Genomic DNA, 22,299 nt, shown 5'->3' on the forward strand with positions numbered 1-22,299 from the left:
CTACACTAGTGTTTTCTAATTCAGTCGGCGGGGGTAATTTCCGGCATCACGTACTGAATGAACTCGTCGATCTGCTCTTCCGCATCGCGCTCAGAAATGCGGAAGTTGACCATCACGTGACTGATCCCGATCTCGCGCTGCTTGTGCAGCAAACGAATCAGCGCGTTGCGGCCCAGCCGGTAGCCGAAGTGGTGCCCTTCCGCCTCGGCGTCCGGGTTCGGATGCAGGTCAAGCCACAGCGACTCGGCGAAGGGCTTCCACCCGCCGCCGAGCGTATCGACGGCGGCGTTCCAGTTGTCCACGTTGACCTTCTGCATCTCAAGGCCCTTGTGGTACATCAGCCACCCGTGCGTGTGCTCGGCGCGCCACTGCATCGTCTGCTGGAGCGAACCGGTGGCTAACAGCGGCACCTCCCGCGCGCTCGGTTTAGGGACGACATCAGCGCCACCCATCTTCCCGCCGGACCACCGAATCGGCGAATAACTGGTGGTCATGGCCTCGCGGTAGACGCGCAGGTGCTCCGCCATCACGTCTCCCCTGGTCCCGCGATCTTGCCCGAAGGCGGGAAACTCCTCCGGCCGATCCCCCGTGGCGATGCCGAACAAGAACCGCCCTCCCGAGAGCCTGTCCAGCGTTGCCGCACGCTTAGCCATGAGCAGCGGGTGCTGGAAAGGCACTACAACCGCCGCCGTGCCAAGCGCGATCGTCGACGTCCGCGCGGCCAGGTAGGACAAGTACATCCACGGGTCCCACACCTGGCCGACGTCGCCGAAGGTCTCCACCCGCAGCGGGATGTCGCGCACCCAAACGGCCGCGAACCCGGCGTCCTCTGCCTTGCGGATCAAGCGCACCTGATTGTCGAGCGAATCCTCGGGGCTTTCCTCCGCACCTTCCTCGATCGGCAGGCTCAGGCCCACCGTCAGCTCGCCGCGTCGAAACGTGCGGGCAAACCCCGGCAGTTCTGTGTGCGGGGTCTGTGAGAGTTGGAATAGCGGGTTTGTCTCGGGCATGGGCCCGAGTGTAGGCCGGTACCCGCACCTGTTTGGGACGCCGCCTATTGCAGGGTGGAGCTAAATGCTGGGAGCCTGAATGGAGCGTCCAGCTTGGAAAAGGGTGTACTCGATAACGTCGGTGGGCAAGTCCGGGCGCCACTGCCCGTGAACTTGCTCGATGATGTCGAGGTAGCGCGAGTATTCGGCGGTTAGCCATCCTGAGGTGTTTGCCCATCCAATCGCGTCCGCGACCCTGCGATCGAGGATCAGGGGGTGACGATTCTGCGCTGGTGAAGGACGGCCCGAGGCGAAGTAGAGCAGTTTGGTAAAGAATGCCGGCCCCAGGTGTTTAATCCTGGACCTGCTGTAATTCCTGAACTCAAAGTAAGCGTCATCGGCTGAGTTGAGCGCTGCGGCCTTCAAACCCTGGAGTAACTTCGCCGGCGCATCGGGCTGGTGTAAAGGCCGAAGACACCGCTGTGTTTGCTGCGCGCTCATCCCAGCGCCCCACGAGCACACGGCAACGTAGAAGCTCACGGCCTCAGCCTCGGTCTCTACGGACTCCCCGAGTTCGAACAACCGCTGCCGGGACACAGAAAGGAAACGGTCATCCCTGGCCAGGAAATGAGGCAGCGGTAGATTACTCGGCCAGCTTTTAACCCACCACTCGGGGCGGAAAGTCTCCGTTTGCCCCCAGACGATCTCGGTGGACGCTGCATCCTCCGGTGGACCCAAGACCCTTAGAACGTGCGAGAAATCGTCGTTGGGCCGAGCCATGGAAGACGTCTACCTCCGACTAAAGCGCGGTGTCCTCCACGCGGCGCTTTTCCCAGGTCTCGATATTGTCCGGATGAATCGTCTGGATACGACCGAGGAGGTCCTCGGCGGTGAACTCAGTCCCGTTCTCGATGGCCTCGCACAGCTGCGCCACGCGGTCTTCACCCGTCTCCGGGTGCTCGGTGCGGAAGTAGAGGGTGTCGCCTTCGTGCTGGGAAATCTCGATTGCTTCAATGCGCATGGTTGGGTCCTTTTTTCGCTGGTGTGGTGGGTTTCAGGCTCAAGAATAGGTGTGTAATCACGCCACCGCACGGCGAGCACGGAAAAGGTAAGCGGGAAGGCAGCCTCCGCTTCCCGAATTTCGTTGCCGCGACTCGCCACAGCGCGTCAGGCATAATAATCAGCACACAATTATGGGCTACTTTTCGGCTGCTGTTTACACACTTTGGAGGTATGTCTTGTCGGTACCACGCGATGTGGCATTGGAGATCCTGTGGGTAGCAACCGGTGCATGTTCGTATTGGTCGCGCCCTGTCGTGGCGGAAACCGACTCTGCATCCGGTAGGCCGTCGAAGGTAGCTTTCACTGACGATTCCGGGGTGAACCGTATCGCCGATGTGGATCAGGTCGCTCGAGCGGCCGGCGAGTGGGCTAAGGGGGCGTCGGGCGCGTTGGCGGCCGCGTTGCGGGACGGCGAGGCGCCGGTCCGGTACCCAGCTGCTGACGTGGATCAGATTGTGCAGACGGCGGTGTTTGGCGCTGTGCGCTACTAGAGTGAACGCTCCTCGCACGTTGCAGCAGAGATTTGTTACAACTGGTGCGGGTTTGCAGGTGCCGTTGCATTCGCCTGGACCGCCTGTCGCCCCGCTTCACCCACCCCGAAATCCGCAAAAGTGGCATGGGTGCGCCATGTCGGCGTGGCGGCGGACGCTGCCCATATTGGTACCGTGCGGAGTTGCTAACTACGCACACGTTGCATAAGGCCATCACATTGTTGACCAGGAGAAATAGAACAAACCCCCCGATCATCTCCGATCAGGGGGTTTGCTACCGGTGGAGCTGCCGGGAATCGAACCCGGGTCCTTCATCACCTCGCCAGGGCTTCTCCGTGCGCAGTTCGCGCATCGTCTCTGCTCGACCCACCGGATCAGGCGAACATGTCCGGTTGACGGGCCCAGCCAGTGTGAAAAGTCCCCGCGGGCCGCACTGGCACGGCCCTTGGGCAAGTTCCCTAAGTCGATGCCAGGTACCGGGCTGGGAACGGGCCCGGCCTGACAGACACGCTAGTCGCTAGCTCTTAGGCAGCGAGGGCGTAGTCACGCTGAGAGGTCTTCTCTGCGTTTATTGTTTGCTGCGACGCTCACGGTGGTCTCCAGCCTGCACCGGCACGCTTCCCCTGGCTTGGTCAATGAAGTCGAAACCAAAAATCAACCCCATTAACTACGGGAACCGTAGGAGGGTTAACCCTACGCCTCATTCAGGATTTGCGCAAGGGGGTCACACGCAGGAAGTCGATCACCGTCTCCGGGCTCAAGTCCACGGCCAGACGGGCCGCGCGTGCAACGTCTACCGGGTCCATCTTTACCCGGTCATCGGCGGCAATCATGTCCGTGCCGGTTGGTCCGGGATGCAGGGAGGTCACGCCCACGCGCCCCTGCTCCTCCAGCCGCAGCACGTCGGTGAACCCTTTCAGCGCGTACTTTGTCGAGCAGTACACGCTGCCCTGGTCGACGCCGTGGAAGCCGGCGCCGGAGTTGATGGTGATGATCAGTCCACGCGAGCGTCGTAAAGCGGGCAAAAGCTCGCGCACGAGCTGGACCGCGGCGAAAAAGTTCACCTCAAAGCCGTCGCGCCACTGGGCATCGCCCAGCTGGTCGAACGGCCCCTTCGGGTAAATCCCGGCGGCGTGGACGAGCACGTCAAGCTCCCCGATGCGGGCGCAGGCAGCGGAAATGGCGGTCGAGTCGCGCAGGTCAACCTCGAAAGGCTCGGCGCTGGGCAGCGTATCGACGACCGCCGCAGCATCGCGGGAAGCACCGACGTAGATGTGGTGGTCGGTGGAGAGCTCCTGGGCAATCGCGCGGCCGATGCCGCGGGACGCCCCTGTGATAAGTGCCTTCTTCACGCCTTGATCCCCTTGAACTTCTTGCCCAGATCGCGCGCGATCTCTCGGTCCTCGGTGCGCTTCTTAATCGCCTGGCGCTTGTCGTAATCCTGCTTACCTTGCGCCAGCCCGAGTTCCACCTTGGCCTTGCCCTCTTTCAGGTAAATGGACAACGGCACAAGCGTGCGGTTGCCGTCGCGGACCTTGCCCTCGAGCGAATCGATCTCGCTACGGTGCATGAGCAGCTTGCGGGTGCGTCGCGGCGAGTGGTTCGTCCACGACCCCATCGAGTACTCGGGGATGTGCAGGTTGCGCAGCCACACTTCCCCGTTGTCGATGGTGGCAAAGGCCTCGACGAGGCTGGCCTTGCCGTCGCGCAGCGACTTGATCTCCGTGCCCACAAGCACGATGCCGGTCTCCCAGGTATCCAGGATGGTGTAGTCGTGGCGAGCTTTCCGGTTCGTCGCAACGACGTTTCCGGAGGGTGATTTTTTCTTCTTCTTCGCCATAGTCGGGTTAAGTTTACCCGTTTACTTCCTCACGTAGGAACGCAGTGCCACCTGTGCTGCGACACCTCCGAGCACCATCGCCGCGAGGGTGACAAGCGGCATGGTTACCCAGACTGCGGAATCCGGCACGCGCGCGATGAGCTGGGAGGCGTAGAGATCGCCCAGCATCGGGTCGACGAGGAAGCGCTTTGCCAGCCACGCGCCGACGGTGGCGATCACCCCGCCGATCAGCACGGAGACCACCGCCTCAAGGACGAACGGGGCCTGGGTGAACCAGCGCGAGGCGCCGACCATGCGCATGATGCCGATCTGCTCGCGGCGGTTGAATGCGGCGAGCTGCACCATGTTGGAGATCAGGAACAGCGCCGCCACCGCCTGCGCCGCCGCGACGACGAAGGTGACGTTGCGGAAGGTGTCCATCGTGCCCGCGGCCTCACGGACGGTGTCGGCCTGGTCGGTGATGACGGTCACCTGCGGCATGTCGGCGACCTGCTGCACCGGGCGGGTGTCCGCCGGATCGGTCAGTCGTACGTGCAACGCCGCGGGAAGCGCGTCGGGCGTGGTTTCGCGCACGAGATCAGGATCGGTGTCCTGGAACAGTTCGACGAATCGGTCGTAGGACTGCTGGCGCGAGCGGAAGGTGACCTGCTCCACCCCGTTGCTTGCCTGCAGGCGATCGCGCACCTCGAGGCAGGCGGGCGAGGAGCAGTCGGTGTCGTTGGCGGAAATCTCCTCGTCCAATTCGATCATCACCTCGACGCGGTCGAGGTAGAGAGCCTTCGTCTCGGAGGTCGCCTGCGAGATCAGGATGCCCGCGCCCACGAGCATAAGCGACAGCGCGGTGGTGATCACCAGCGCCACGGTCATGGTCAGGTTGCGGCCGAGCCCGCGAAACGCTTCGCGGAACACAAAACTGAAGTTCATTAGCGTGCCTCCGATCCCGATACGCCGTACACGCCGTGCTTTTCGTCGCGGACCAGCTTGCCCAGGTTCAGCTCGAGGACGCGCTGGCGCAGGTCGTTGACCGCGCGCGCGTTGTGGGTGGACATCACCACGGTGGACCCCAGCCGGTTGATGCGCGTGAGAAGCGCCATGATCTCGTCAGCGGTCTTCGGGTCGAGGTTGCCCGTCGGCTCGTCGGCAAGCACGAGCGGGGGCTTATCGACGAACGCACGGGCAATCGCCACCCTCTGCTGCTCACCGCCCGAGAGCTCGTGGGGGTAACGGTTCGCCTTCGCGTCGAGGCCGACGAGCCCAAGCGCGTCGGGCACCAGCTTGGCAATCTCCGCCTTCGGCTTGCCCGTGACCTGCAGGGCGAACGCCACGTTGTCGTAGACGTTGAGCTTGGGCAGCAGGCGGAAGTCCTGGAAGACGTAGCCGATGGACTGCCGCAGCCGGTTGATCTCCTTGCCTTTGAGCGCGTTGACGTGGAAATCGTCGAAGCGGATGTCGCCTGAAGTGACATTTTCCTCGCGGATCATCAGCTCCAAAAACGTTGACTTTCCCGATCCGGACGGGCCGATGAGGAAGACGAATTCTCCTTTGTCGATGGTGAAGGAGACGTCGTCAAGCGCGGGCCTAGTCGAGGTCGGGTAGACCTTGGTGACGTTGGTGAATGTAATCACCCGTCACACCCTACCCTTTGGCTTCAGCCATCCTCCACCTGATGCCGGACTCCAAAAAGCCGTCGATGTCGCCGTCGAGCACCTTCTGCGGGTCGCCTACCTCGTAGTTTGTCCGCAAATCCTTCACCATTTGGTAGGGGTGCAGCACATAGGAACGCATCTGGTTGCCCCAGGACGCGTTACCCCCGGCGCCGAGGGCGTCCATCTCGGCCTTTTCCTCCTGGCGCTTGCGCTCAAGCAGCTTCGACTGCAGGACCCCCAGCGCGGAGGCCTTGTTCTGGATCTGCGACTTCTCGTTCTGGCACGTGACCACGATTCCGGTCGGCAGGTGCGTGATGCGCACCGCCGAGTCCGTGGTGTTGACCGACTGCCCGCCGGGGCCGGAGGAGCGGTACACGTCGACGCGGATGTCGGAATCAGGGATGTCGATGTGGTCCGTCTGCTCAACCACGGGCAGCACCTCAACTTCGGCGAACGAGGTCTGCCGCCGGCCCTGGTTGTCGAACGGTGAGATACGCACCAACCGGTGTGCGCCCTGCTCCACCGAAAGCTGGCCGTACATGTACTCCCCGCGCACCACGAAGGTGGCGGACTTGATGCCGGCCTCCTCCGCGTAGGAGATGTCGTAGACCTCGACCTTGTAGCCGTTCTTCTCCGCCCAGCGCGTGTACATGCGCATCAGCATCTCCGCCCAGTCCGCGGCGTCGACGCCGCCGGCGCCGGAACGGATGTTGACCACGGCCTCGCGCTCGTCGTACTCGCCGGAGAGCATCGTCTGCACCTCCAGTGAGCCGATCGACTCCTCCAGCGCGGAAAGCTCGTCGTCAACCAGTGCCGGCTCACCCTCTTCCTCGGCGAGCTCGTACATCACCGGAAGGTCGTAGATACGCTCGCGCAGCGACGCGACCTTCTTCAGCCGCGCCTGCACGTTCGACAACTCCGTGGTCACCTTCTGCGCGTGCGCCGGGTCGTCCCACAGCGAGGGGTCGTTGGCCTGCTGCTCGAGCTCCCTCGCGCGCGCAGCGAGCTCGTCTAGGTCCATCACCTTTTCAATGGTGGTGAGCGTCGAATCGAGGTTCTGGATTCGTGCCTGGGTCTCCGGTTGCATAACATGTAAGTCTAGCCTGCGCGTTCGAGCGGGACCCGGACGAGGGAGCCGTACCCGGGACCACGACAAGACGGCCAGAAAGTACGCACCATGGCATGGATCATTCTGCTTCTCTCTGGCGCCTTCGAGGCGGTGTGGGCGATCGCACTGGATCGCTCGCAGGGCCTGACCCGCCCGGCACCCGCAGTCGTCTTCTTCGTCGCCCTGGCCATCTCTATGGCGGGGCTGGCGTGGGCGCTGCGCACCGTCCCGCTCGGCACCGGTTACGCGGTGTGGGTCGGCGTCGGCGCATCCCTCGCGGTTGTCTATTCCTTTGTGACGGGCCAAGAGTCGATCACGCCTTTGAAGGTCACGTTCCTACTCATGGTCGTCGGCGGCATCGCCGGGCTGAAGCTAGTGGGCTAACGCGCCATAATGGTCTGCATGACTGCTGCCTTCATCTCCGCCCATGCCGATTCCGACGACGCCACGCTCGCCGCGGCACTCGTCGAGCACGCTGGCCGCCTCGCGTTGCGCATGCGTGACGACGGCCTGTCCACGCAGCAGAAAACCTCCGTCTCCGACGTGGTCACCGACGCCGACCGCGCCGCAGAGCAGTTCGTCGCCGACGCGCTTTTGGCGCTGTGCCCCGACGATGGCGTCGTGGGCGAGGAGGGCGCTGCCCGGGCGTCGACAAGCGGGCGGACCTGGGTGATCGACCCGGTCGACGGGACCTACAACTTCTCCCACGGCTCCGACTACTTCTGCTCCGCGCTCGCGCTCGTTGCGGGCGATGTCAGCGAGCCCGATGAGCTTATTCTCGGCGCGGTGCACCGACCCGCGTTTGCCACGACCTGGCTCGCGGCGGGCGGCGTGGCGACGCGCAACGGCGAGCGACTGCCACAGCTTGAAAGCGCGGGGCTGGACCAGCTCGCGCTGGCGACCTACCTGCACCCGCGCTCGATGAGTCACGAGTCGATTCGCCAGGCCTGGGTCTCGGCCGTTAAAGACGCCGCCACTATCCGCATGTGGGGCGCGGGTTCCGTCGACCTGGCCACCGTTGCCTCCGGCGGCATCGGCGGCTGGCTGCAGCACTCCGTGGCGGACTGGGACTGGCTGCCCGGCAAGGCGCTCGTCGAAGCCGTCGGCGGGCGCGCGATCAAGGTTCAGGCCGGCGGTGTCGCGTGGTGCGTGGCCGGCAACCCGCTCATCGTCGATGAGGTGGCGGGTAAACTCTCTGAGCATGTCTAACTACGCTGACGACCTCGCCCTCGCCCTCAAACTCGCGGATCTCGCGGACGGGATCACCATCGAGCGCTTCGAAGCGGCCGACCTAAACGTCGAATCCAAGCCCGATATGACCCCCGTCTCCGACGCCGATCTGGCCGTCGAGGAGGCGCTGCGCGCAGAGCTTGCGACCGCGCGCCCGGCCGACGCCGTGCTCGGCGAGGAGTTCGGCGGCGAGGCGGTCATCGAGGGCCGCCAGTGGGTGATCGACCCGATCGACGGCACCAAAAACTTCGTGCGCGGCGTGCCCGTGTGGGCGACGCTCATCGCGCTGCTTGTCGACGGCCAGCCGGTCGTCGGCGTCATCTCCGCCCCCGCCCTGGCGCGCCGCTGGTACGCCTCCGCCGGAACCGGGGCGTGGCGCACCTTCAGCACGGGCGCGCTGAAGCGCCTGAACGTGTCCAAGGTCGCCGAGCTGTCTGACGCCTCTATCTCCATGTCCTCGCTGGAGGGCTGGCAGGAGCGCGGCCTGCGCGACAACTTCATCGCTCTGACCGAGAAGGCCTGGCGGCTGCGTGGCTACGGCGATTTCCTGAGCTACTGCTTCGTCGCTGAGGGCGCGGTCGACATCGCCTTGGAGCCCGAGGTGTCGCTGTGGGACTTGGCCGCGCTGGCGGTGCTGGTGACTGAGGCTGGGGGCACGTTTACGTCGTTAAGCGGCGAAGAGGGCCCGCACGGCGGCGACGCTGTCGCGACCAATGGGGCCCTCCACGAGGCAGTGCTGAAGGAAGTTACGGGAGCCTAAACCCGCTGCCCGGGGCGGATCCGCTGTTCATCGCGCCGAGGATCGTCTCGAATCTCGCCGAGGACGTCGGGGAGAAGATCGGGCCCTGCAGCGGCGAGTAGCACGGCGCGTTGATGATGCCGCCGTTGATAATGCCGACGAGGGAATCCCCGGCGAGCAGGGGCGCGCCAGAGTCGCCCTGCATTGCGCACACCTGGTTGAGGTTGGTGACCCCATCGTCGATCCAGGTCACGCCGCAGGTCTGCGCCGAGGCGTAGCCGGACTTGCACACGACCTGGCCGAACGCGCGCGGCGCGGCGCCGAGGTGGTTGACCGTCACGCCGTTGTAGGTGCGGCTAACCTCCGCGTTGGGGTAAAGCTCGATGACGGCGTAATCCAGTGCGCGGTTGACCGCGGCGATGCGGCCGGATTCGCCCACACCGATCGCGTCGGCAGAGATCACTGACTGGCCCTCCGAGCCACAGTGGCCGGCGGTGACGGCGACCATGCGGCCGGCGGCGTCGTAGCCGGCCGCGGCGATGGTGCACATTGCTGAGCCATTGATGTAGACCGGAGTGCCCGGCCCGTACAGAGCTTTACCGCGGTTGACCTGCGCGTCCCACGCCTCCGGGGCGATCGGGGCGGCATCGTGAAACGACCCCGGCACGCGGTGCAGCACGCGATCCGCCGCGGGCTTGCCGGCCAGCACCTTGGACACCGGATCGGTGCGCCAGATGTAATTCGGGTCCTCCTGCGCGTGGGCGAGCGGCGCCCCCGCCATGACGACGATAAGGGCGAAAAGAGGGGCGAGCAGGCGGCGGACCATGTGATGACACTTTCTCTTGCGTAACTTCTGTAACAGCAATATAGCATTGCCGCGCCACCACGACTAGGTTGGTGCGCACGACCCCACACGGGCGCCCCACTGGTTAGGGGCTGAGACCGCGCCGAAGCAGCCGCGCGGGCACCGTTCGAACCTGCCTGGTTAGCACCAGCGAAGGATGTAAGGAGCCATTTCGTGACCGATTCGTACGCGCAAGAAATCCACCCCAAGCACAGCTACGCGCCGATCCGCGCAGGCGGCCTGGAAGTGCCCGAAACCGCCATCTCACTCGATGACTCGCCAAGCGGTCCAAACGAGCCCTTCCGGACCTACCGCACCCGCGGGCCATGGGCACAGCCCGAGGAAGGACTACCGGCGCTGCGCAGCACGTGGATCGCCGAGCGCGGCGACGTCGAGGAGTACACCGGGCGCCAACGCAACCTTCTTGACGACGGCACACGGGCCGCCAAGCGCGGCTCCGCCTCCGAGGAGTGGCGGGGAGCCAGGCGAAACCCGTTGCGCGCCCACCCCGGCAAGCGCGTGACCCAGATGCACTACGCCCGCCGCGGCGAAATCAGCCCCGAGATGGAGTTCGTCGCCCTGCGCGAGCACTGCGACGTAGAGAAGGTGCGCTCGCAAGTCGCCGCAGGCCGCGCAATCATCCCGAACAACGTCAACCACCCCGAGAGCGAGCCGATGATCATCGGCAACGCGTTTTTGACCAAGATCAACGCCAATATCGGCAACTCCGCCGTGACCTCGTCAATCCGCGAGGAGGTGGACAAGCTACGCTGGGCAACCCGCTGGGGTGCCGACACCGTGATGGATCTGTCCACCGGCAACGACATCCACACCACCCGCGAGTGGATCATCCGCAACTCCCCCGTTCCGATCGGCACCGTGCCCATCTACCAGGCCCTGGAGAAGGTCGGCGGCATTGCCGAGGATTTGACCTGGGAAATCTTCCGCGACACCGTCATCGAACAGTGCGAGCAGGGCGTGGACTACATGACCATCCACGCCGGAGTTCGCCTGCCGTTCGTGCCGCTGACCACCCGGCGCGTCACGGGCATCGTCTCCCGCGGCGGCTCGATCATGGCCGGCTGGTGCCTCGCCCACCACAAGGAGTCCTTCCTCTACGAGAACTTCGACGAGCTCTGCGAGATCTTCGCGGCCTACGACGTCTCCTTCTCGCTCGGTGACGGCCTGCGCCCCGGCTCCGTGGCCGACGCCAACGACGCCGCCCAATTCGCCGAGCTGAAGACCATCGGCGAGCTGTGCCACCGCGCCTGGGATTTCGACGTCCAGGTGATGATCGAGGGCCCCGGCCACGTGCCGCTGGACATGATCCAGATCAACAACGACAAGGAAGAGGAGTGGTGCGGCGGGGCACCCTTCTACACGCTTGGCCCCCTGGTCACCGACATCGCTCCGGGGTATGACCACATCACCTCCGCGATCGGCGCGGCCAACATCGCCGCGGGCGGCACCGCGATGCTGTGCTACGTCACCCCGAAGGAGCACCTCGGCCTGCCAAACAAGGACGACGTGAAGACGGGCGTGATCACCTACAAGATCGCCGCGCACGCCGCCGACGTGGCGAAGGGGCATCCGGGCGCCCGGGACTGGGACGACGCGATGAGCAAGGCCCGCTTCGAGTTCCGCTGGGAGGACCAGTTCGCGCTCTCCCTCGACCCGGACACCGCGCGCGCCTACCACGACGAGACCCTGCCCGCCGAACCGGCCAAGACCGCGCATTTCTGCTCCATGTGCGGTCCGAAGTTCTGCTCGATGCGGATCTCCCAGGACATCCGGGACGAGTTCGGCGACACCATCGAATCCCTGGGCATGCCCACCGTCGACGCCGTCCTCGGCGAGCAGCACATGGCGCATGTTTTCCGCGAACACGGCTCGCAGGTCTACCTCCCCGAGTAAGCCACCCGAGTAGGTTGTGGGCATGGACAAAACACCCGCGAAGCAAAGACTGCTCCTCCCCGACATCGCCCGCGGCGTCTCCCTGCTGGGCATCGCCGCAGCCAACTCGGTCCAAGCCTGGATCACCACTGGCTCATCCGGTGCCGGCGCGCCGGGCGACACCCTCGGCGGCGTCGACCCTTCGAGCGGGGTGGATGCCTTCTTCGCCGTGTTTTCCGCGATGTTCGTCCACGTACGCGGCCTGCCGATGTTTTCCACGCTGCTCGGCTTCGGCTTCGGGCTAGTGGTGGCCAGCCTGTACCGCAAGCACTACCCGCTGCGCGACGCGCGCCGGGTGCTTCTGCGCCGCTACGGCACCCTCGCTGCTCTGGGGCTAATCCACATGCTCGCGATCTTCTACGGCGACATCATGCTCACCTATGGGCTCATCGGCGTGCTCATGGCTCTACTGTTCACCGTCAGCGCGAAGTGGCTGCGCCTGATCGCCTACATCTTGCTGGGATTTTTCGCCGTTACCGGCACCGCCGGCGCTTTTGCTGTGTACTTCTTCGAGCCCGGGGCCCTGCCCGATATGCGCGCCCCCACCACGGAGCTGTTAACCGTGGGTGACTACTTCAGCGCCAACTTTTCCGCGGCGATGCTGATGCTCACTTCGATCCCCTTCGCGGTCGGTTCTCTCGCCGGGCTGAGCATCATCGGCTACGTCTGGGCGACGGAGGGTTACCTGGTGAACGTCGATAAGCATCGCGCTATTCTGCGGCAATGGGTCTATGTCGCCGTGGCGATCACCCTGCTGCTCGGGCTTCCGTGGGGTCTCGCGGCGATCGGGGTGATCGACCCGGGCCTCGAGGAGTTCTTCTGGATCCTCAACCAGTCCTGGGGGCCGTTCACCGGCCCCGGCATCCTCGCCGCGTTCGCGCTGGCCACCAACGGGATGCAAAAGCGCGCCGCCCAGGCGCAGGCCGCGCCTGGCTGGGCCAACCCACTGATCGCGCTGGGTAAGCGCTCCATGTCCGGCTACCTCGCACAGTCGCTGCTGTTTATTGTCCTCGTCTCGCCCTTCGGGTTCGGGCTCGGCCTGGACGCGAACGTCGCCGGCAAGCTCGGGGTGGGCCTGCTCGTCTGGCTGATCACCCTGCTTCTTGCCTCCGTCCTCGAGGCCACCCGCACCCCCGGCCCATTCGAGTGGGTTCACCGCCACCTCGCCTACGGGCGCACCGGCGCGATCGAACCGAGGCCCGCACATGCTTAAGTGCGAGCTCGACCTGCGCTGCTACTTTGTCACCGGGAGCGGTAGCGAGCGCGACATCGTCACCCGCGCCCGCGACGCCGCGCGCGCCGGCGCCGGTGTCATACAGGTGCGCAGCAAACCCATCTCCGCGCGCGACCTCTACAGCCTCGGCCGCGAGGTTGCCCACGCGGTGCGCGAGGCCAACCCCGCCACGCGCGTGCTTATCGACGACCGCGTCGACGTCGCGCTCGCCCTGTGCGACGAGGGCGTCCACGGCGTCCACCTCGGCCAAGACGACCTCGATGTCCGCGTTGCCCGGCGGCTACTCGGCCCGGAAGCGATCATCGGACTGACCACGGGGACGCTTCAGCTCGTGCGCGCGGCCAATGAACTAGCTGGAGACATCGACTACGTCGGGGCCGGGCCGTTTCGCGCCACCCCGACGAAGGACTCGGGCCGGCCGCTACTCGGTGTCGACGGCTACCGCCCCCTCGTCGCTGAGTCCCTCGTGCCCGTCGTAGCCATCGGCGATGTCACGGTCGACGACGCCGCCGAGCTCGCCTCCACCGGCGTCGACGGGCTCGCTCTGGTGCGCGGCATCATGAACGCCGAGGACACCGGCGCCTACGTGGCGCGCGTACTCTCCGAGTTCGAACGCGGCGCAGTAGATTAGTCCCCATGTCCAGCCGCAAAGTTTTCTACAGCGTCATCCTCTTCCTCGTCACGGCAGGATGGGCCGCGAACCACTTCGCGGCCGTTCTCGTGGCCCTTAAAGAGCGCGCGCACCTCGAGCCGCTGCTGGTCAACGGCGCATACGGAATCTACGCAGCCGGTCTGTTTCCGTGCCTTCTGGCCGGCGGGATCCTCGCCGACCGCTTCGGAGGCCGCCCGATTGTCATTGCGGGCACGATCGTCTCCGCGCTCGGAAACCTAGGCCTTGCCTTCTCGCACAGCGCCGCCGCCCTGCTGTCGGGCCGCTTCGTCGTCGGGCTCGGTGTCGGACTTGTCGTCAGCGCGGGAACGGCGTGGGCGGCGAGGCTCCGCGGCGCGCAAGGTGCGACCCTCGCCGGCATCTTTTTGACCTCCGGCTTCGCCCTCGGGCCGATCTTCTCCGGAATTTTCGCCTATGCCCAGCCGCGGATCTGGGAGCTCTACGCGGTGACCATCGCGCTGTCGCTGCTGGCCATCGTGGTCTCCCTGGTCATCGGCGACACACCCCACCACGCGGTAACCCAGGGCCCCGACGGCCCCGCACCAGCGCCCGCCGCGGCACCGGCGCAGCGCTCATCCACCAAGGCGCTGGCGACGGCATTGCCGGTGGCGGTGTGGGTCTTCGCCTCCATCACTACCGCGGTCGTCGGGCTCGCCGCTCGCGTGGCCCACTACTTCCCTACCGGGGTGTTCATGCCGGGAATCGCCGCCGGTCTCGGCTTCGGCACCGCGCTTGTGCTCCAGGCTCTGGGCAGGCGCTTCGACTGGGGCCCGCGCGCCGGCGTCATCGGCGCGCTGTGCTCCGCGACGGGACTGGCGATTGCCGGCTTCGCTGGAACCAACCCCACGCTCGCAGCCTTCGTCGCAGCGACCATCGCGTTGGGTGCGGCGTACGGTTTGTGCCTGCGCGATGGGCTTCTCGACGTCGACACATACGCTCCCCTCCACGCTCGCGGCCGCGTCCTCGGCATTTACTACGTGGGCACTTACATCGGATTCGCCCTGCCGCCGCTGTTGCAGTGGCTGGAGCCGCTGGCCGGGCCGACGGTGCCCCTGCTCGTGCTCGCCGCCCTGGCCCTGACCTCAGCCGTCGTGCGCTTTACCCAGATTAAGACCGGCTACCTCTCCCGCGCCTAAGCTTGGGGCCATGATTGCGATCTCGCCGCTGGCGCAGCTTACCGCTCTGCAGACCCATGCCCTGTTCAAGCTGCGCGTTGACGTGTTCGTCGTCGAGCAGCAGTGCCCGTTTGCTGAGATCGACGACATTGACGCGCACCCGGACACCCGCCACCTTCTGGCGTGGTCGGATGAGGATCCGGCCGAGCTGCTCGGGTGCGCACGGGTGTTTCCCACCGACTCCGGCAGCCGGTTCGGCCGCTTCGTCGTTGCCCCAGCTGCGCGTGGCACGGGCCTCGGCCATGAGATCGTGCGCACCGGCATCGCCTACACCCAGCGATTCTCCGGCGACCTTGTTATCGAGGCCCAATCCGGGCTGGTGGGTTACTACACCGGCTTCGGCTTCGTCGCCGAGGGCGAGGAATTCCCCGATGCCGGCATCCCGCACGTGATGATGCGTCTGCGGCGCTGAAAGCTAAAACAGGTCGGCGAGCGATAGACCGCCGAGGACGAGTGTGATCAGGAAGATCAGCCCACCGAGGATGTTTCCCACCAGCGAGTTCGCGTGCTCGCCCAGCAGACGCTTGTTGTTCATCGTGATCAGAAGGAAAAACGCGATAACGGGCAACAAGATGCCGTTCGCGGCCTGGGCGAGGATGATGATCTGGATCGGGTTGAACCCCGAGATGGAAATCGCCGCGCCGAAGAGGACCACCACGACGACGATGATGCGGAAGCGCTGGCTCTTCATGTCGGTGGGCCAGCCCATGACGCCGCAGATCGCGTACGCCGCACCCATCGGGCCGGCGACCGCGGAGGTCAGGCCCGCGGCGAACAGGCCGATGGCGAGCAGCCACGGGGCGGCGTCGCCAAGCATCGGGCGAAGCGGCTCGGCGAGGTCGGCGGCGGATTCCGCCTGAAGTCCTTGCGCAAACATCGTCGCAGCGGCCGTTGCGACGATCGCCAGCGTGATCAAACCACCGAGGCTGATGGAAACAACGTTGTCTATCCGCGCCTTCTTCAGTGCGGGGTCCCGCGGCTCGTCTCCCCACTTCTCCTGCACCAGGTTGGAGTGCAAGAAGACGTTGTAGGGAACGACCGTCGTGCCGATAAGCGCGACCGCGGAGAGAACAGCGCCGTCCGGCACGCTGGGCATGAAGGTGGAGCGCAGCATGGCCCCGAGGTCGGGCCCCACGCTGATGGCCGTAACCAAGAAGGTCAGCGCCAGGATGCCCACCAGCACCGTCATTACCTTCTCTAGAAACGCGTAACTTCCTGAAAGTAGCAAGGCCAGCACCACCGCGGCCACCCCGACGGAGAGCAGCACTTGCGACCACCCCGTCACGCTGGCGAGCGCGAGCGCGGTGCCCGTCGTGTCGCCCCCGGCGTACGCTGCGCCGCCGATGCCGATTGCGGAGACGACCAAGATGATCATCAGCCACTTGATAATCTGCGAACTAAACGTCTGACGCAGCGCTTCACCGGTGCTGAGGCGAGCCGCGAGTCCGAGGCGCACCGACATTTCCTGCAGGATGATCGTCGCCACGATGGAGAAAACAATCGCCCAGACGAGCGCGTAGCCGAAGTTCGCGCCGGTCACCGTGGCTGTGGTGACCGTACCCGGGCCGATGAACGACGCCGCGATGAGCAGCCCCGGCCCAAACATGCCGGACTTACGCTGTGGCGCTGTGGTGGTTTCAACAGTGGACATCGCGTACCTCGAATCCGTCTATGAATGTGAGTTACATCACGTTGGTGACAGCTTAGTACTGTCGCGCTACCCCGCGGGGTGCATTTCACTACCTGTCTTCCTTAGCGCCTCACAGAGATGCCTTTAGTAGGAGCTGAACCCGTCCTCGCTTAAGGTGTGCTTCTCGTCGCCGGTGATCGCCGGGTTGAAGATGCTGACCAGGATCAGATCCTCGTCCTTGCCGCCGCGCAGGTAGTGGGCGTCGTGCTCGTCGAGCACGTAGATGGTGCCCGGCGTGATCGGGTAGATGTTGCCCTCGGTGTCTTCAACCTCACCGGAGCCGCCGATGCAGTAGCACGCCTCCAGGTGGTTGCGGTACTGCAGCTTGGACTCGGTACCCGCGCGCACCACGGTGTGCGCCACCGCGAAACCCATGTTGTCCTTCGCGGTGAGCACGCGCTCGGAGGTCCCTCCGCCCCACTCAACCTTTTCCACATCGTTGCGAGACCTGGTGAACATGAAATCCTCCTCAAGATTTACGTGTTGGCGATTGCGTTACACCTTTCAACCCTACGTAAACTCCGCGCGCTCGGGCGCGAGCCTGAGATACCTTCGCGTGTGGAATAATGGGACCATGTCTGACACGCCAACCGCCGTCGTCGGTGCGGGAATCATCGGGTTGAGCACCGCCTTAACCCTGGCCGATCGCGGCCGTGCGGTCACCGTCTACGACCCTGCACCGGCCCGTGGCGCCTCCCATTACGCGGGCGGAATGCTGGCTCCGGCTTCAGAGGTGGTGTACAAGCAAGACCCGCTTCTACCGCTGATGCAGGCCTCAGCCAGCCGTTACCCGGAGCTGATCGCGTTGTGCCGGAAGTACTCCGACCTGCCGACGGGCTACCGCACCGACGGCACCATCGTGGTGGCCCGCGACCGCGCCGACAGCACCTTTCTGGACGATCTGCTCAGCTACCAACAAGCGCGCGGGGTGCACGCGCAGCGCCTCACGGTGCGCCAGGCCCGGGCACTGGAACCGGCCCTGTCTCCCGCGCTGTCCTCGGCGGCGCTCAGCAGCGGTGATCACCAGGTCCAGCCGCGGCTGTTGACGCGCGCGCTTATCGACGCCTGCACCAACGCCGGGGTGAGCTTCGTGCGCGAGCGGGTCACCGACGTCTCCCACCTGCCGCAGGAGCAAGTCGTCATCGCCGCCGGCCTCGGGGCACAAGACATCGCCGGGTGGGGCGACGATAACGTCAGCCCGCTGCAGCTTCGCCCGGTCTACGGCGACATCCTGCACCTGCGGGCCCCGGCGCACCTGCATCCCCTCGCCACCAGGGTGGTCCGCGGTGTGGTGGAGGGCAGGGCGATCTACGTCATCCCTCGCGAGGACGCGACGCTGACCGTGGGCGCAACCAGCCGCGAGGACGGCCGCGCAAACGCGCAAGCCCAGGGCGTGCACCAGCTATTGCGCGACGCGATTGAGATCCTGCCCGGTATCGAGGACTGCGATTTCATCGAGGCCGGTGCGGGCGCCCGGCCCGGCACTCCGGACGATCTGCCCTACCTCGGGCGCGCCAGCGAGCGCGTGATTGTCAGCACCGGCTACTTCCGCCACGGAATCTTGCTGGCGGCGCTGGCGGCGCAGTGCGCAGCGGAGCTCGTCGACAAGCAACCGCCCTTTATAGACTTGATGGCGTGCGACCCGATGCGCCACAGGAGGACACAATGAGCAGAAACATTTTGGTCAACGACACCGCGCGAGACACCGATGCGGCGACGGTCAGCGAGCTCGTGCACGAGGTGCTCGGGCACGTTCCCGACGCCGGCACCGCCGTCGCGATCGACTCGGCCGTCGTCCCGCGCTCGAAGTGGGAGTCGACGCGGCTTGCCGACGGGGCGCGCGTGGACATCCTCACCGCAGTCCAGGGGGGCTAGGGCAGGTGCTTACTATCGCTGGCCGGGAGTTTTCCTCCCGCCTCATCATGGGCACCGGCGGCGCGAGCTCGATGGACATGCTCGAGCGCTGCCTGGTTGCCTCCCGCACGGAGCTGACGACCGTCGCGATGCGCCGCCACTCCGCCGGCGGCAGTGGCGAGTCGGTTTTCGCCTTGCTGCGCCGACTCGGTATCGCGCCACTGCCGAACACGGCGGGCTGCAAAACCGCGCGCGACGCGGTGATCACCGCCGAGCTCGCCCGCGAAGCACTGCATACGGATTGGGTCAAGCTCGAAGTCATCGCCGACGACCGCACGCTGCTGCCCGACGTGGTGGAGACCGTTGACGCCTGCGAGATGCTCATCAACGCCGGCTTTACCGTGCTCGCCTACACCTCGGACGACCCGGTGGCGGCAAAACGCCTCGAGGACATCGGCGCGGCGGCGGTGATGCCGCTCGGGTCGCCGATCGGCACCGGGCTGGGCATCCTCAACCCGCACAACATCGAGCTGATCTGTTCGCGCGCCGAGGTGCCCGTGCTCATCGACGCTGGCGTCGGCACGGCCTCCGACGCCGCGCTCGCCATGGAACTCGGCTGCTCCGGCGTTCTGCTGGCCAGCGCCATCAACCGCAGCCAGGACCCGGAGGCGATGGCCAACGCAATGCGCCTGGCAGTCGAGGCCGGAGCGTTGGCGGCCGGGGCCGGGCGGATTCCGAAACGGGAGCACGCGGTGGCGTCGTCAAGCTTCGAGGGCCTGGCGAGCTGGGCCGACCAGGTGCTCTAACGGCGCTTCGGGGTTTCCTCGTCGACGATCGTAAACGCCGGTTCTGATTCCCCGCTCCACTCCTGGTCCACCTCGCCCCCGATGGCGAGGTCGCCCTCGATGATCAGCGAGTCCGACAGCCTCCAACCGCCCTCCTCCGGGTCGTACTCCAGCTCGGGGCGGGCCAGCTCGTTGCCCTCGGCGTCGTAGCCCGGCGCGGGGCGGTTTTCCGCCTCCTCCAGCTTCTCGGCGCTGTCGGTCTTCTCCCACTGGCGGGTGCGGACGCGGCGGCGCGCGGCGGAGTCGTCGTTCATCGCCTTGAGTAGCGCGAACATGATGAAGAAGTAGAGGATGAAGAAGGGCAGCGCGATAATGATCACGACTTCCTGCAGCGCCTGGATGCCGGTGTCGTTGATAAACAGCAGGGCCGCAGTGACCACGCCAATGGCGATGACCCAGCCGACCTTGTAGTACGTCGGGGTCTTGTTCTCCTCACCCGAGGCGAACATATCCATCACCATCGCGGCGGAGTCCATCGAGGTGACGAAGTACAAGATGATGACAACCAGGGCCAGCGAGCCGACGATGCCGTAGAGCGGGTACTGGGACAGCAGCGTGAACAGCGCCTGCGGGGTGTCGCCCTGCTCCACCACGGGGCCGGTGAGCACGCCCGGGTTGGCCGTCTCGATCTCGGTCGCGGCGCGGCCGAAGATGGAGAACCAGATCATGTCGAAGGTCGTCGGCAAAAGCAGGGTGCCGCCGATGAACGCGCGCACCGTGCGGCCCTTAGAGATGCGGGCGAAGAACATGCCCACAAACGGCGCCCAGCAAATCGTCCACGCCCAGTAGAACGCGGTCCACGTCGCGTGCCAGCCCGGGTTGTCGTTGTAGGAATCGACCCAGAACATTAGCTCCGGAAGCGAGTTGGCGTAGATGCCGAAGGACTCGGTGATCTGCCCGATGAGCCTGAGCGTCGGGCCCGCCAGCAGCACGAACAGCATCACTACGACGGTCGCCGCGATATTGAGGTTGGACAGGATCTTGATCCCCTTATCCAGACCGGAGGCAACGGAGAGGCACGCGGCGGCCGTGATCGCGAGGATGATGCCGAGCTGCACCGGGGTGATCAGCGGAACCGACCACATGATGTTCATCCCGGCAGAAATCTGCAGCACGCCCAAGCCGACGGAGACGCCGATGCCGAAGACGGTGCCGATGATGCCGGCGGCGTCGATAAGCTTGCCCGGCCACTCGTAGACGCGCTTGCCTAGAAGCGGGGAGAACAGCGAGGACATGCGCGCCGGCATTTTGCGCTTGTAGCTGAAGTAACCTAGCGCCAGCCCCGGGAGGGTGAAGATCACCCACATGTGGATGCCGAAGTGGTAGTAGGTGAACTCGAACGCTTGGGTGATCGCCTCGCGGCTCATTGGCTCGTAGTCACCGCGCGGCGGGTTGTAGGCGTGGTGCAGCGGTTCCGCGGCGCCCCAGAACAGGAGCGTGGCGCCCATGCCCGCGGCGAACAGCATCGCGAACCAAACGGGCAAGGAGTACTCGGGCTCGTCCTCGTCGTCACCGAGGCGCAGGTTGCCGTACTTGGACACGAACACCACGATCAGGAACACCAGGACCATGGACACGCCGCCGATGTAGAACCAGGAGAAATTGTTCATCAGCGCCGTGGAAATCGACGAGTACGCGTCGCGAGCGCGGTCGCCGAAGATGATGGTGAGCCCGACGAACAGGGCGATAAAGCCCACGGAGGTGTAAAAAATCAGTGGGTCGGACTGCAACCCACGCTTATTAATGGATGTGTTCGTCGACATAAATGCGCAGTGTAGCGCGTCGCTTCAATAGGGTGGGAGATATGCGTGACCTGCCCCACCACGAACTTCGCCGCACCGCCCGCCAGATGAACCTGCCCGGGTTCGGCCTCGAGCAGCAGACGGCGCTGCACAACGCCCACGTCTTTGTCATCGGCGCCGGCGGGCTCGGCTGCCCGCTGATGCAGACCCTGGCCGCCACCGGAATCGGGCGCATCACCGTGATCGACGACGACACCGTGGACGTAAGCAACATCCACCGCCAGATTCTCTTCGGCGCGGACGACGTGGGCCGCGCGAAGGTGGACGTCGCGGGCGAGCGGCTTCGCGCACTGCAGCCCGGCATCGAGCTGAACTGCATCAACGGCCGCTTCAGCGACAACAACGCGCTGGGCCTGCTCGCGGGTGTCGACGTGCTTGTCGACGGCTCTGACACGTTTGCCACCAAGTTCCTCGCCGCCGACGCCGCCGAAATTGCCGGCGTACCCCTCGTCTGGGGCTCGGTGCTGCGCTACCGCGGTGATGTTGCCTTGTGGTTCAGCGGCCCCGGCGCGCCGGCCGATGGGGCGGGCCTGCGCGACCTCTACCCCACCCAACCCGGCGCGGACTCGGTGCCCGACTGCGCCACCGCGGGAGTACTCGGGGTGACCACCAGCGTTGTCGGTGGGCTGATGGCCACCGAGGTAATCAAGTACGTCACCGGGGTCGGGGACTCGGTGGTGGGCCGGCTAAGGATGTACGACGCGCTTTCCGCAGCGATTCGTACGTTCGACGTTGCCCGCGATCCGGGGCGAGACCTCGTGACCGGTTTCGGCGTGTACGGCGGAGGGAGGTGCGAGGTGGTGGGGGCGTCGACACGCGAGCTGCTAGGCAGGATGGCGCGCGGCGAGGTCCTCGGGCTGGACGTTCGGGAGGAGCACGAGAAGGCGCTCTCCGACATCCCCGGCGCGACCCACCACCTGCCCACAAGCGAATGGGAGGCAGACGACGACGCCGCGGCGCGTTCGCTGCTCGATGCCCTACCCCGCGATGCCGAGGTGGTGGTCTACTGCGCCTCCGGCTCGCGCTCGCAGCGCTTTGTGGAACGCTTCGCCGACGTCGCGCAGCGCCGCGGCATCACGCTGACGAGCCTGCCCGGCGGGGCAAACATGCACGGGATAGAATAACTA

Annotated in this window: 25 protein-coding genes, 1 other RNA gene and 1 riboswitch; of the genes, 13 read left to right on the forward strand and 13 right to left on the reverse strand. The window is 65.5% G+C overall.

The genetic code is table 11. The features are described from left to right. Positions 1-20 precede the first annotated feature (20 nt). From E3227_RS01175 to E3227_RS01185, 3 genes are read right to left on the reverse strand one after another with little or no spacing between them, the layout of a single operon-like run. The gene (locus E3227_RS01175) at positions 21-1,010 is read right to left on the reverse strand and encodes an LLM class oxidoreductase (protein WP_144317287.1); all 990 of its coding nucleotides are present in this window, start codon (positions 1,008-1,010) and stop codon (positions 21-23) included. Positions 1,011-1,070: 60 nt separating this feature from the next. After that, entirely contained in the window at positions 1,071-1,769 is a 699-nt protein-coding gene (locus tag E3227_RS01180; protein ID WP_006841207.1) for an 8-oxoguanine DNA glycosylase OGG fold protein, read from the reverse strand. A gap of 19 nt (positions 1,770-1,788) precedes the next feature. Next, positions 1,789-2,010, reverse strand: a complete 222-nt coding sequence (locus E3227_RS01185) for a hypothetical protein (RefSeq protein WP_144317288.1) — start codon at positions 2,008-2,010, stop codon at positions 1,789-1,791. Positions 2,011-2,227: 217 nt separating this feature from the next. Between E3227_RS01185 and E3227_RS01190 the strand changes: the two genes are divergently transcribed. Then, positions 2,228-2,542, forward strand: a complete 315-nt coding sequence (locus E3227_RS01190) for a hypothetical protein (RefSeq protein ID WP_144317289.1) — start codon at positions 2,228-2,230, stop codon at positions 2,540-2,542. A gap of 278 nt (positions 2,543-2,820) precedes the next feature. Here E3227_RS01190 and ssrA read toward each other — a convergent pair. The 6 genes from ssrA to prfB form a co-directional block, all read right to left on the reverse strand. After that, positions 2,821-3,204: a transfer-messenger RNA gene (gene ssrA / locus E3227_RS01195) on the reverse strand. Positions 3,205-3,246: 42 nt separating this feature from the next. Beyond that, positions 3,247-3,894, reverse strand: a complete 648-nt coding sequence (locus E3227_RS01200) for an SDR family NAD(P)-dependent oxidoreductase (protein ID WP_144317290.1) — start codon at positions 3,892-3,894, stop codon at positions 3,247-3,249. Beyond that, positions 3,891-4,382, reverse strand: a complete 492-nt coding sequence (gene smpB / locus E3227_RS01205; protein WP_006841192.1) for an SsrA-binding protein SmpB — start codon at positions 4,380-4,382, stop codon at positions 3,891-3,893. Before smpB ends, E3227_RS01200 begins: the two co-directional genes overlap by 4 nt. A gap of 21 nt (positions 4,383-4,403) precedes the next feature. Continuing rightward, complete coding sequence (ftsX, locus tag E3227_RS01210) at positions 4,404-5,306, reverse strand: permease-like cell division protein FtsX (protein WP_136652366.1); 903 nt, start codon at positions 5,304-5,306, stop codon at positions 4,404-4,406. Continuing rightward, on the reverse strand, positions 5,306-6,007 hold the full coding sequence (gene ftsE / locus E3227_RS01215) for a cell division ATP-binding protein FtsE (protein ID WP_136652367.1): 702 nt from the start codon (positions 6,005-6,007) through the stop codon (positions 5,306-5,308). The genes ftsX and ftsE overlap by 1 nt, the downstream gene beginning before the upstream one ends. 10 nt (positions 6,008-6,017) lie before the next feature. After that, positions 6,018-7,115 carry a peptide chain release factor 2 gene (prfB, locus tag E3227_RS01220; RefSeq protein WP_144317291.1) on the reverse strand — a complete coding sequence of 366 codons (1,098 nt, stop codon included), beginning with the start codon at positions 7,113-7,115 and terminating at the stop codon, positions 6,018-6,020. 10 nt (positions 7,116-7,125) lie between these two features. After that, a riboswitch (guanidine-III (ykkC-III) riboswitch) is annotated at positions 7,126-7,194 on the forward strand. Positions 7,195-7,205: 11 nt separating this feature from the next. On the opposite strand from prfB, the gene E3227_RS01225 reads away from it, so the two are divergent. The 3 genes from E3227_RS01225 to hisN are packed head-to-tail and all read left to right on the forward strand — an operon-like array spanning position 7,206 to position 9,126. After that, a complete protein-coding gene (locus tag E3227_RS01225; protein WP_136652369.1) occupies positions 7,206-7,520 on the forward strand; it encodes a DMT family transporter in 315 nt (104 codons plus the stop codon). A gap of 9 nt (positions 7,521-7,529) precedes the next feature. Further along, positions 7,530-8,345, forward strand: a complete 816-nt coding sequence (locus E3227_RS01230; protein ID WP_144317292.1) for an inositol monophosphatase family protein — start codon at positions 7,530-7,532, stop codon at positions 8,343-8,345. Further along, complete coding sequence (hisN, locus tag E3227_RS01235) at positions 8,338-9,126, forward strand: histidinol-phosphatase (protein WP_144317293.1); 789 nt, start codon at positions 8,338-8,340, stop codon at positions 9,124-9,126. The genes E3227_RS01230 and hisN overlap by 8 nt, the downstream gene beginning before the upstream one ends. Here the strand turns inward: hisN and E3227_RS01240 are convergent. After that, positions 9,113-9,931 (reverse strand): S1 family peptidase, encoded by an 819-nt coding sequence (locus tag E3227_RS01240; protein ID WP_144317294.1) that lies wholly within the window; start codon positions 9,929-9,931, stop codon positions 9,113-9,115. The genes hisN and E3227_RS01240 overlap by 14 nt on opposite strands. Positions 9,932-10,123: 192 nt before the next feature. On the opposite strand from E3227_RS01240, the gene thiC reads away from it, so the two are divergent. The 5 genes from thiC to E3227_RS01265 are packed head-to-tail and all read left to right on the forward strand — an operon-like array spanning position 10,124 to position 15,393. After that, entirely contained in the window at positions 10,124-11,863 is a 1,740-nt protein-coding gene (gene thiC / locus E3227_RS01245) for a phosphomethylpyrimidine synthase ThiC (protein ID WP_144317295.1), read from the forward strand. Between the two features lie 22 nt (positions 11,864-11,885). Next, positions 11,886-13,115, forward strand: coding sequence for a DUF418 domain-containing protein (locus tag E3227_RS01250; RefSeq protein WP_144317296.1), 1,230 nt, complete (start codon positions 11,886-11,888; stop codon positions 13,113-13,115). Continuing rightward, on the forward strand, positions 13,108-13,767 hold the full coding sequence (locus tag E3227_RS01255; protein ID WP_144317297.1) for a thiamine phosphate synthase: 660 nt from the start codon (positions 13,108-13,110) through the stop codon (positions 13,765-13,767). The genes E3227_RS01250 and E3227_RS01255 overlap by 8 nt, the downstream gene beginning before the upstream one ends. A 5-nt stretch (positions 13,768-13,772) precedes the next feature. Next, positions 13,773-14,942: an MFS transporter gene (locus tag E3227_RS01260; RefSeq protein WP_144317298.1), complete on the forward strand. Its 1,170-nt coding sequence runs from the start codon at positions 13,773-13,775 to the stop codon at positions 14,940-14,942. Positions 14,943-14,952: 10 nt separating this feature from the next. After that, on the forward strand, positions 14,953-15,393 hold the full coding sequence (locus tag E3227_RS01265) for a GNAT family N-acetyltransferase (RefSeq protein WP_144317299.1): 441 nt from the start codon (positions 14,953-14,955) through the stop codon (positions 15,391-15,393). Between the two features lie 3 nt (positions 15,394-15,396). On the opposite strand, the gene E3227_RS01270 is transcribed toward E3227_RS01265, so the two are convergent. Further along, positions 15,397-16,632, reverse strand: a complete 1,236-nt coding sequence (locus E3227_RS01270) for an Nramp family divalent metal transporter (protein ID WP_246062714.1) — start codon at positions 16,630-16,632, stop codon at positions 15,397-15,399. A gap of 123 nt (positions 16,633-16,755) precedes the next feature. Further along, complete coding sequence (locus E3227_RS01275) at positions 16,756-17,130, reverse strand: ectoine synthase (RefSeq protein WP_092147173.1); 375 nt, start codon at positions 17,128-17,130, stop codon at positions 16,756-16,758. A gap of 115 nt (positions 17,131-17,245) precedes the next feature. Between E3227_RS01275 and thiO the strand changes: the two genes are divergently transcribed. Genes thiO through E3227_RS01290 form a run of 3 tightly spaced genes read left to right on the forward strand, consistent with a single transcriptional unit; the run spans position 17,246 to position 19,331 of the window. Beyond that, positions 17,246-18,340: a glycine oxidase ThiO gene (gene thiO, locus E3227_RS01280; protein WP_144317300.1), complete on the forward strand. Its 1,095-nt coding sequence runs from the start codon at positions 17,246-17,248 to the stop codon at positions 18,338-18,340. Further along, positions 18,337-18,546, forward strand: a complete 210-nt coding sequence (gene thiS, locus E3227_RS01285; RefSeq protein ID WP_144317301.1) for a sulfur carrier protein ThiS — start codon at positions 18,337-18,339, stop codon at positions 18,544-18,546. Before thiO ends, thiS begins: the two co-directional genes overlap by 4 nt. A 5-nt stretch (positions 18,547-18,551) precedes the next feature. Next, positions 18,552-19,331, forward strand: a complete 780-nt coding sequence (locus E3227_RS01290) for a thiazole synthase (protein WP_144317302.1) — start codon at positions 18,552-18,554, stop codon at positions 19,329-19,331. Here E3227_RS01290 and E3227_RS01295 read toward each other — a convergent pair. Further along, positions 19,328-21,133 carry a BCCT family transporter gene (locus tag E3227_RS01295; RefSeq protein ID WP_144317303.1) on the reverse strand — a complete coding sequence of 602 codons (1,806 nt, stop codon included), beginning with the start codon at positions 21,131-21,133 and terminating at the stop codon, positions 19,328-19,330. The two genes, E3227_RS01290 and E3227_RS01295, sit on opposite strands and share 4 nt — an antisense overlap. A gap of 41 nt (positions 21,134-21,174) precedes the next feature. Here E3227_RS01295 and E3227_RS01300 point away from each other — a divergent pair, with 41 nt between their 5' ends. After that, entirely contained in the window at positions 21,175-22,296 is a 1,122-nt protein-coding gene (locus E3227_RS01300) for a ThiF family adenylyltransferase (RefSeq protein ID WP_144317304.1), read from the forward strand. The last annotated feature ends 3 nt before the right edge of the window (positions 22,297-22,299 follow it).

It is taken from the genome of Corynebacterium sanguinis, assembly GCF_007641235.1.
Lineage (GTDB): Bacteria > Actinomycetota > Actinomycetes > Mycobacteriales > Mycobacteriaceae > Corynebacterium > Corynebacterium sanguinis.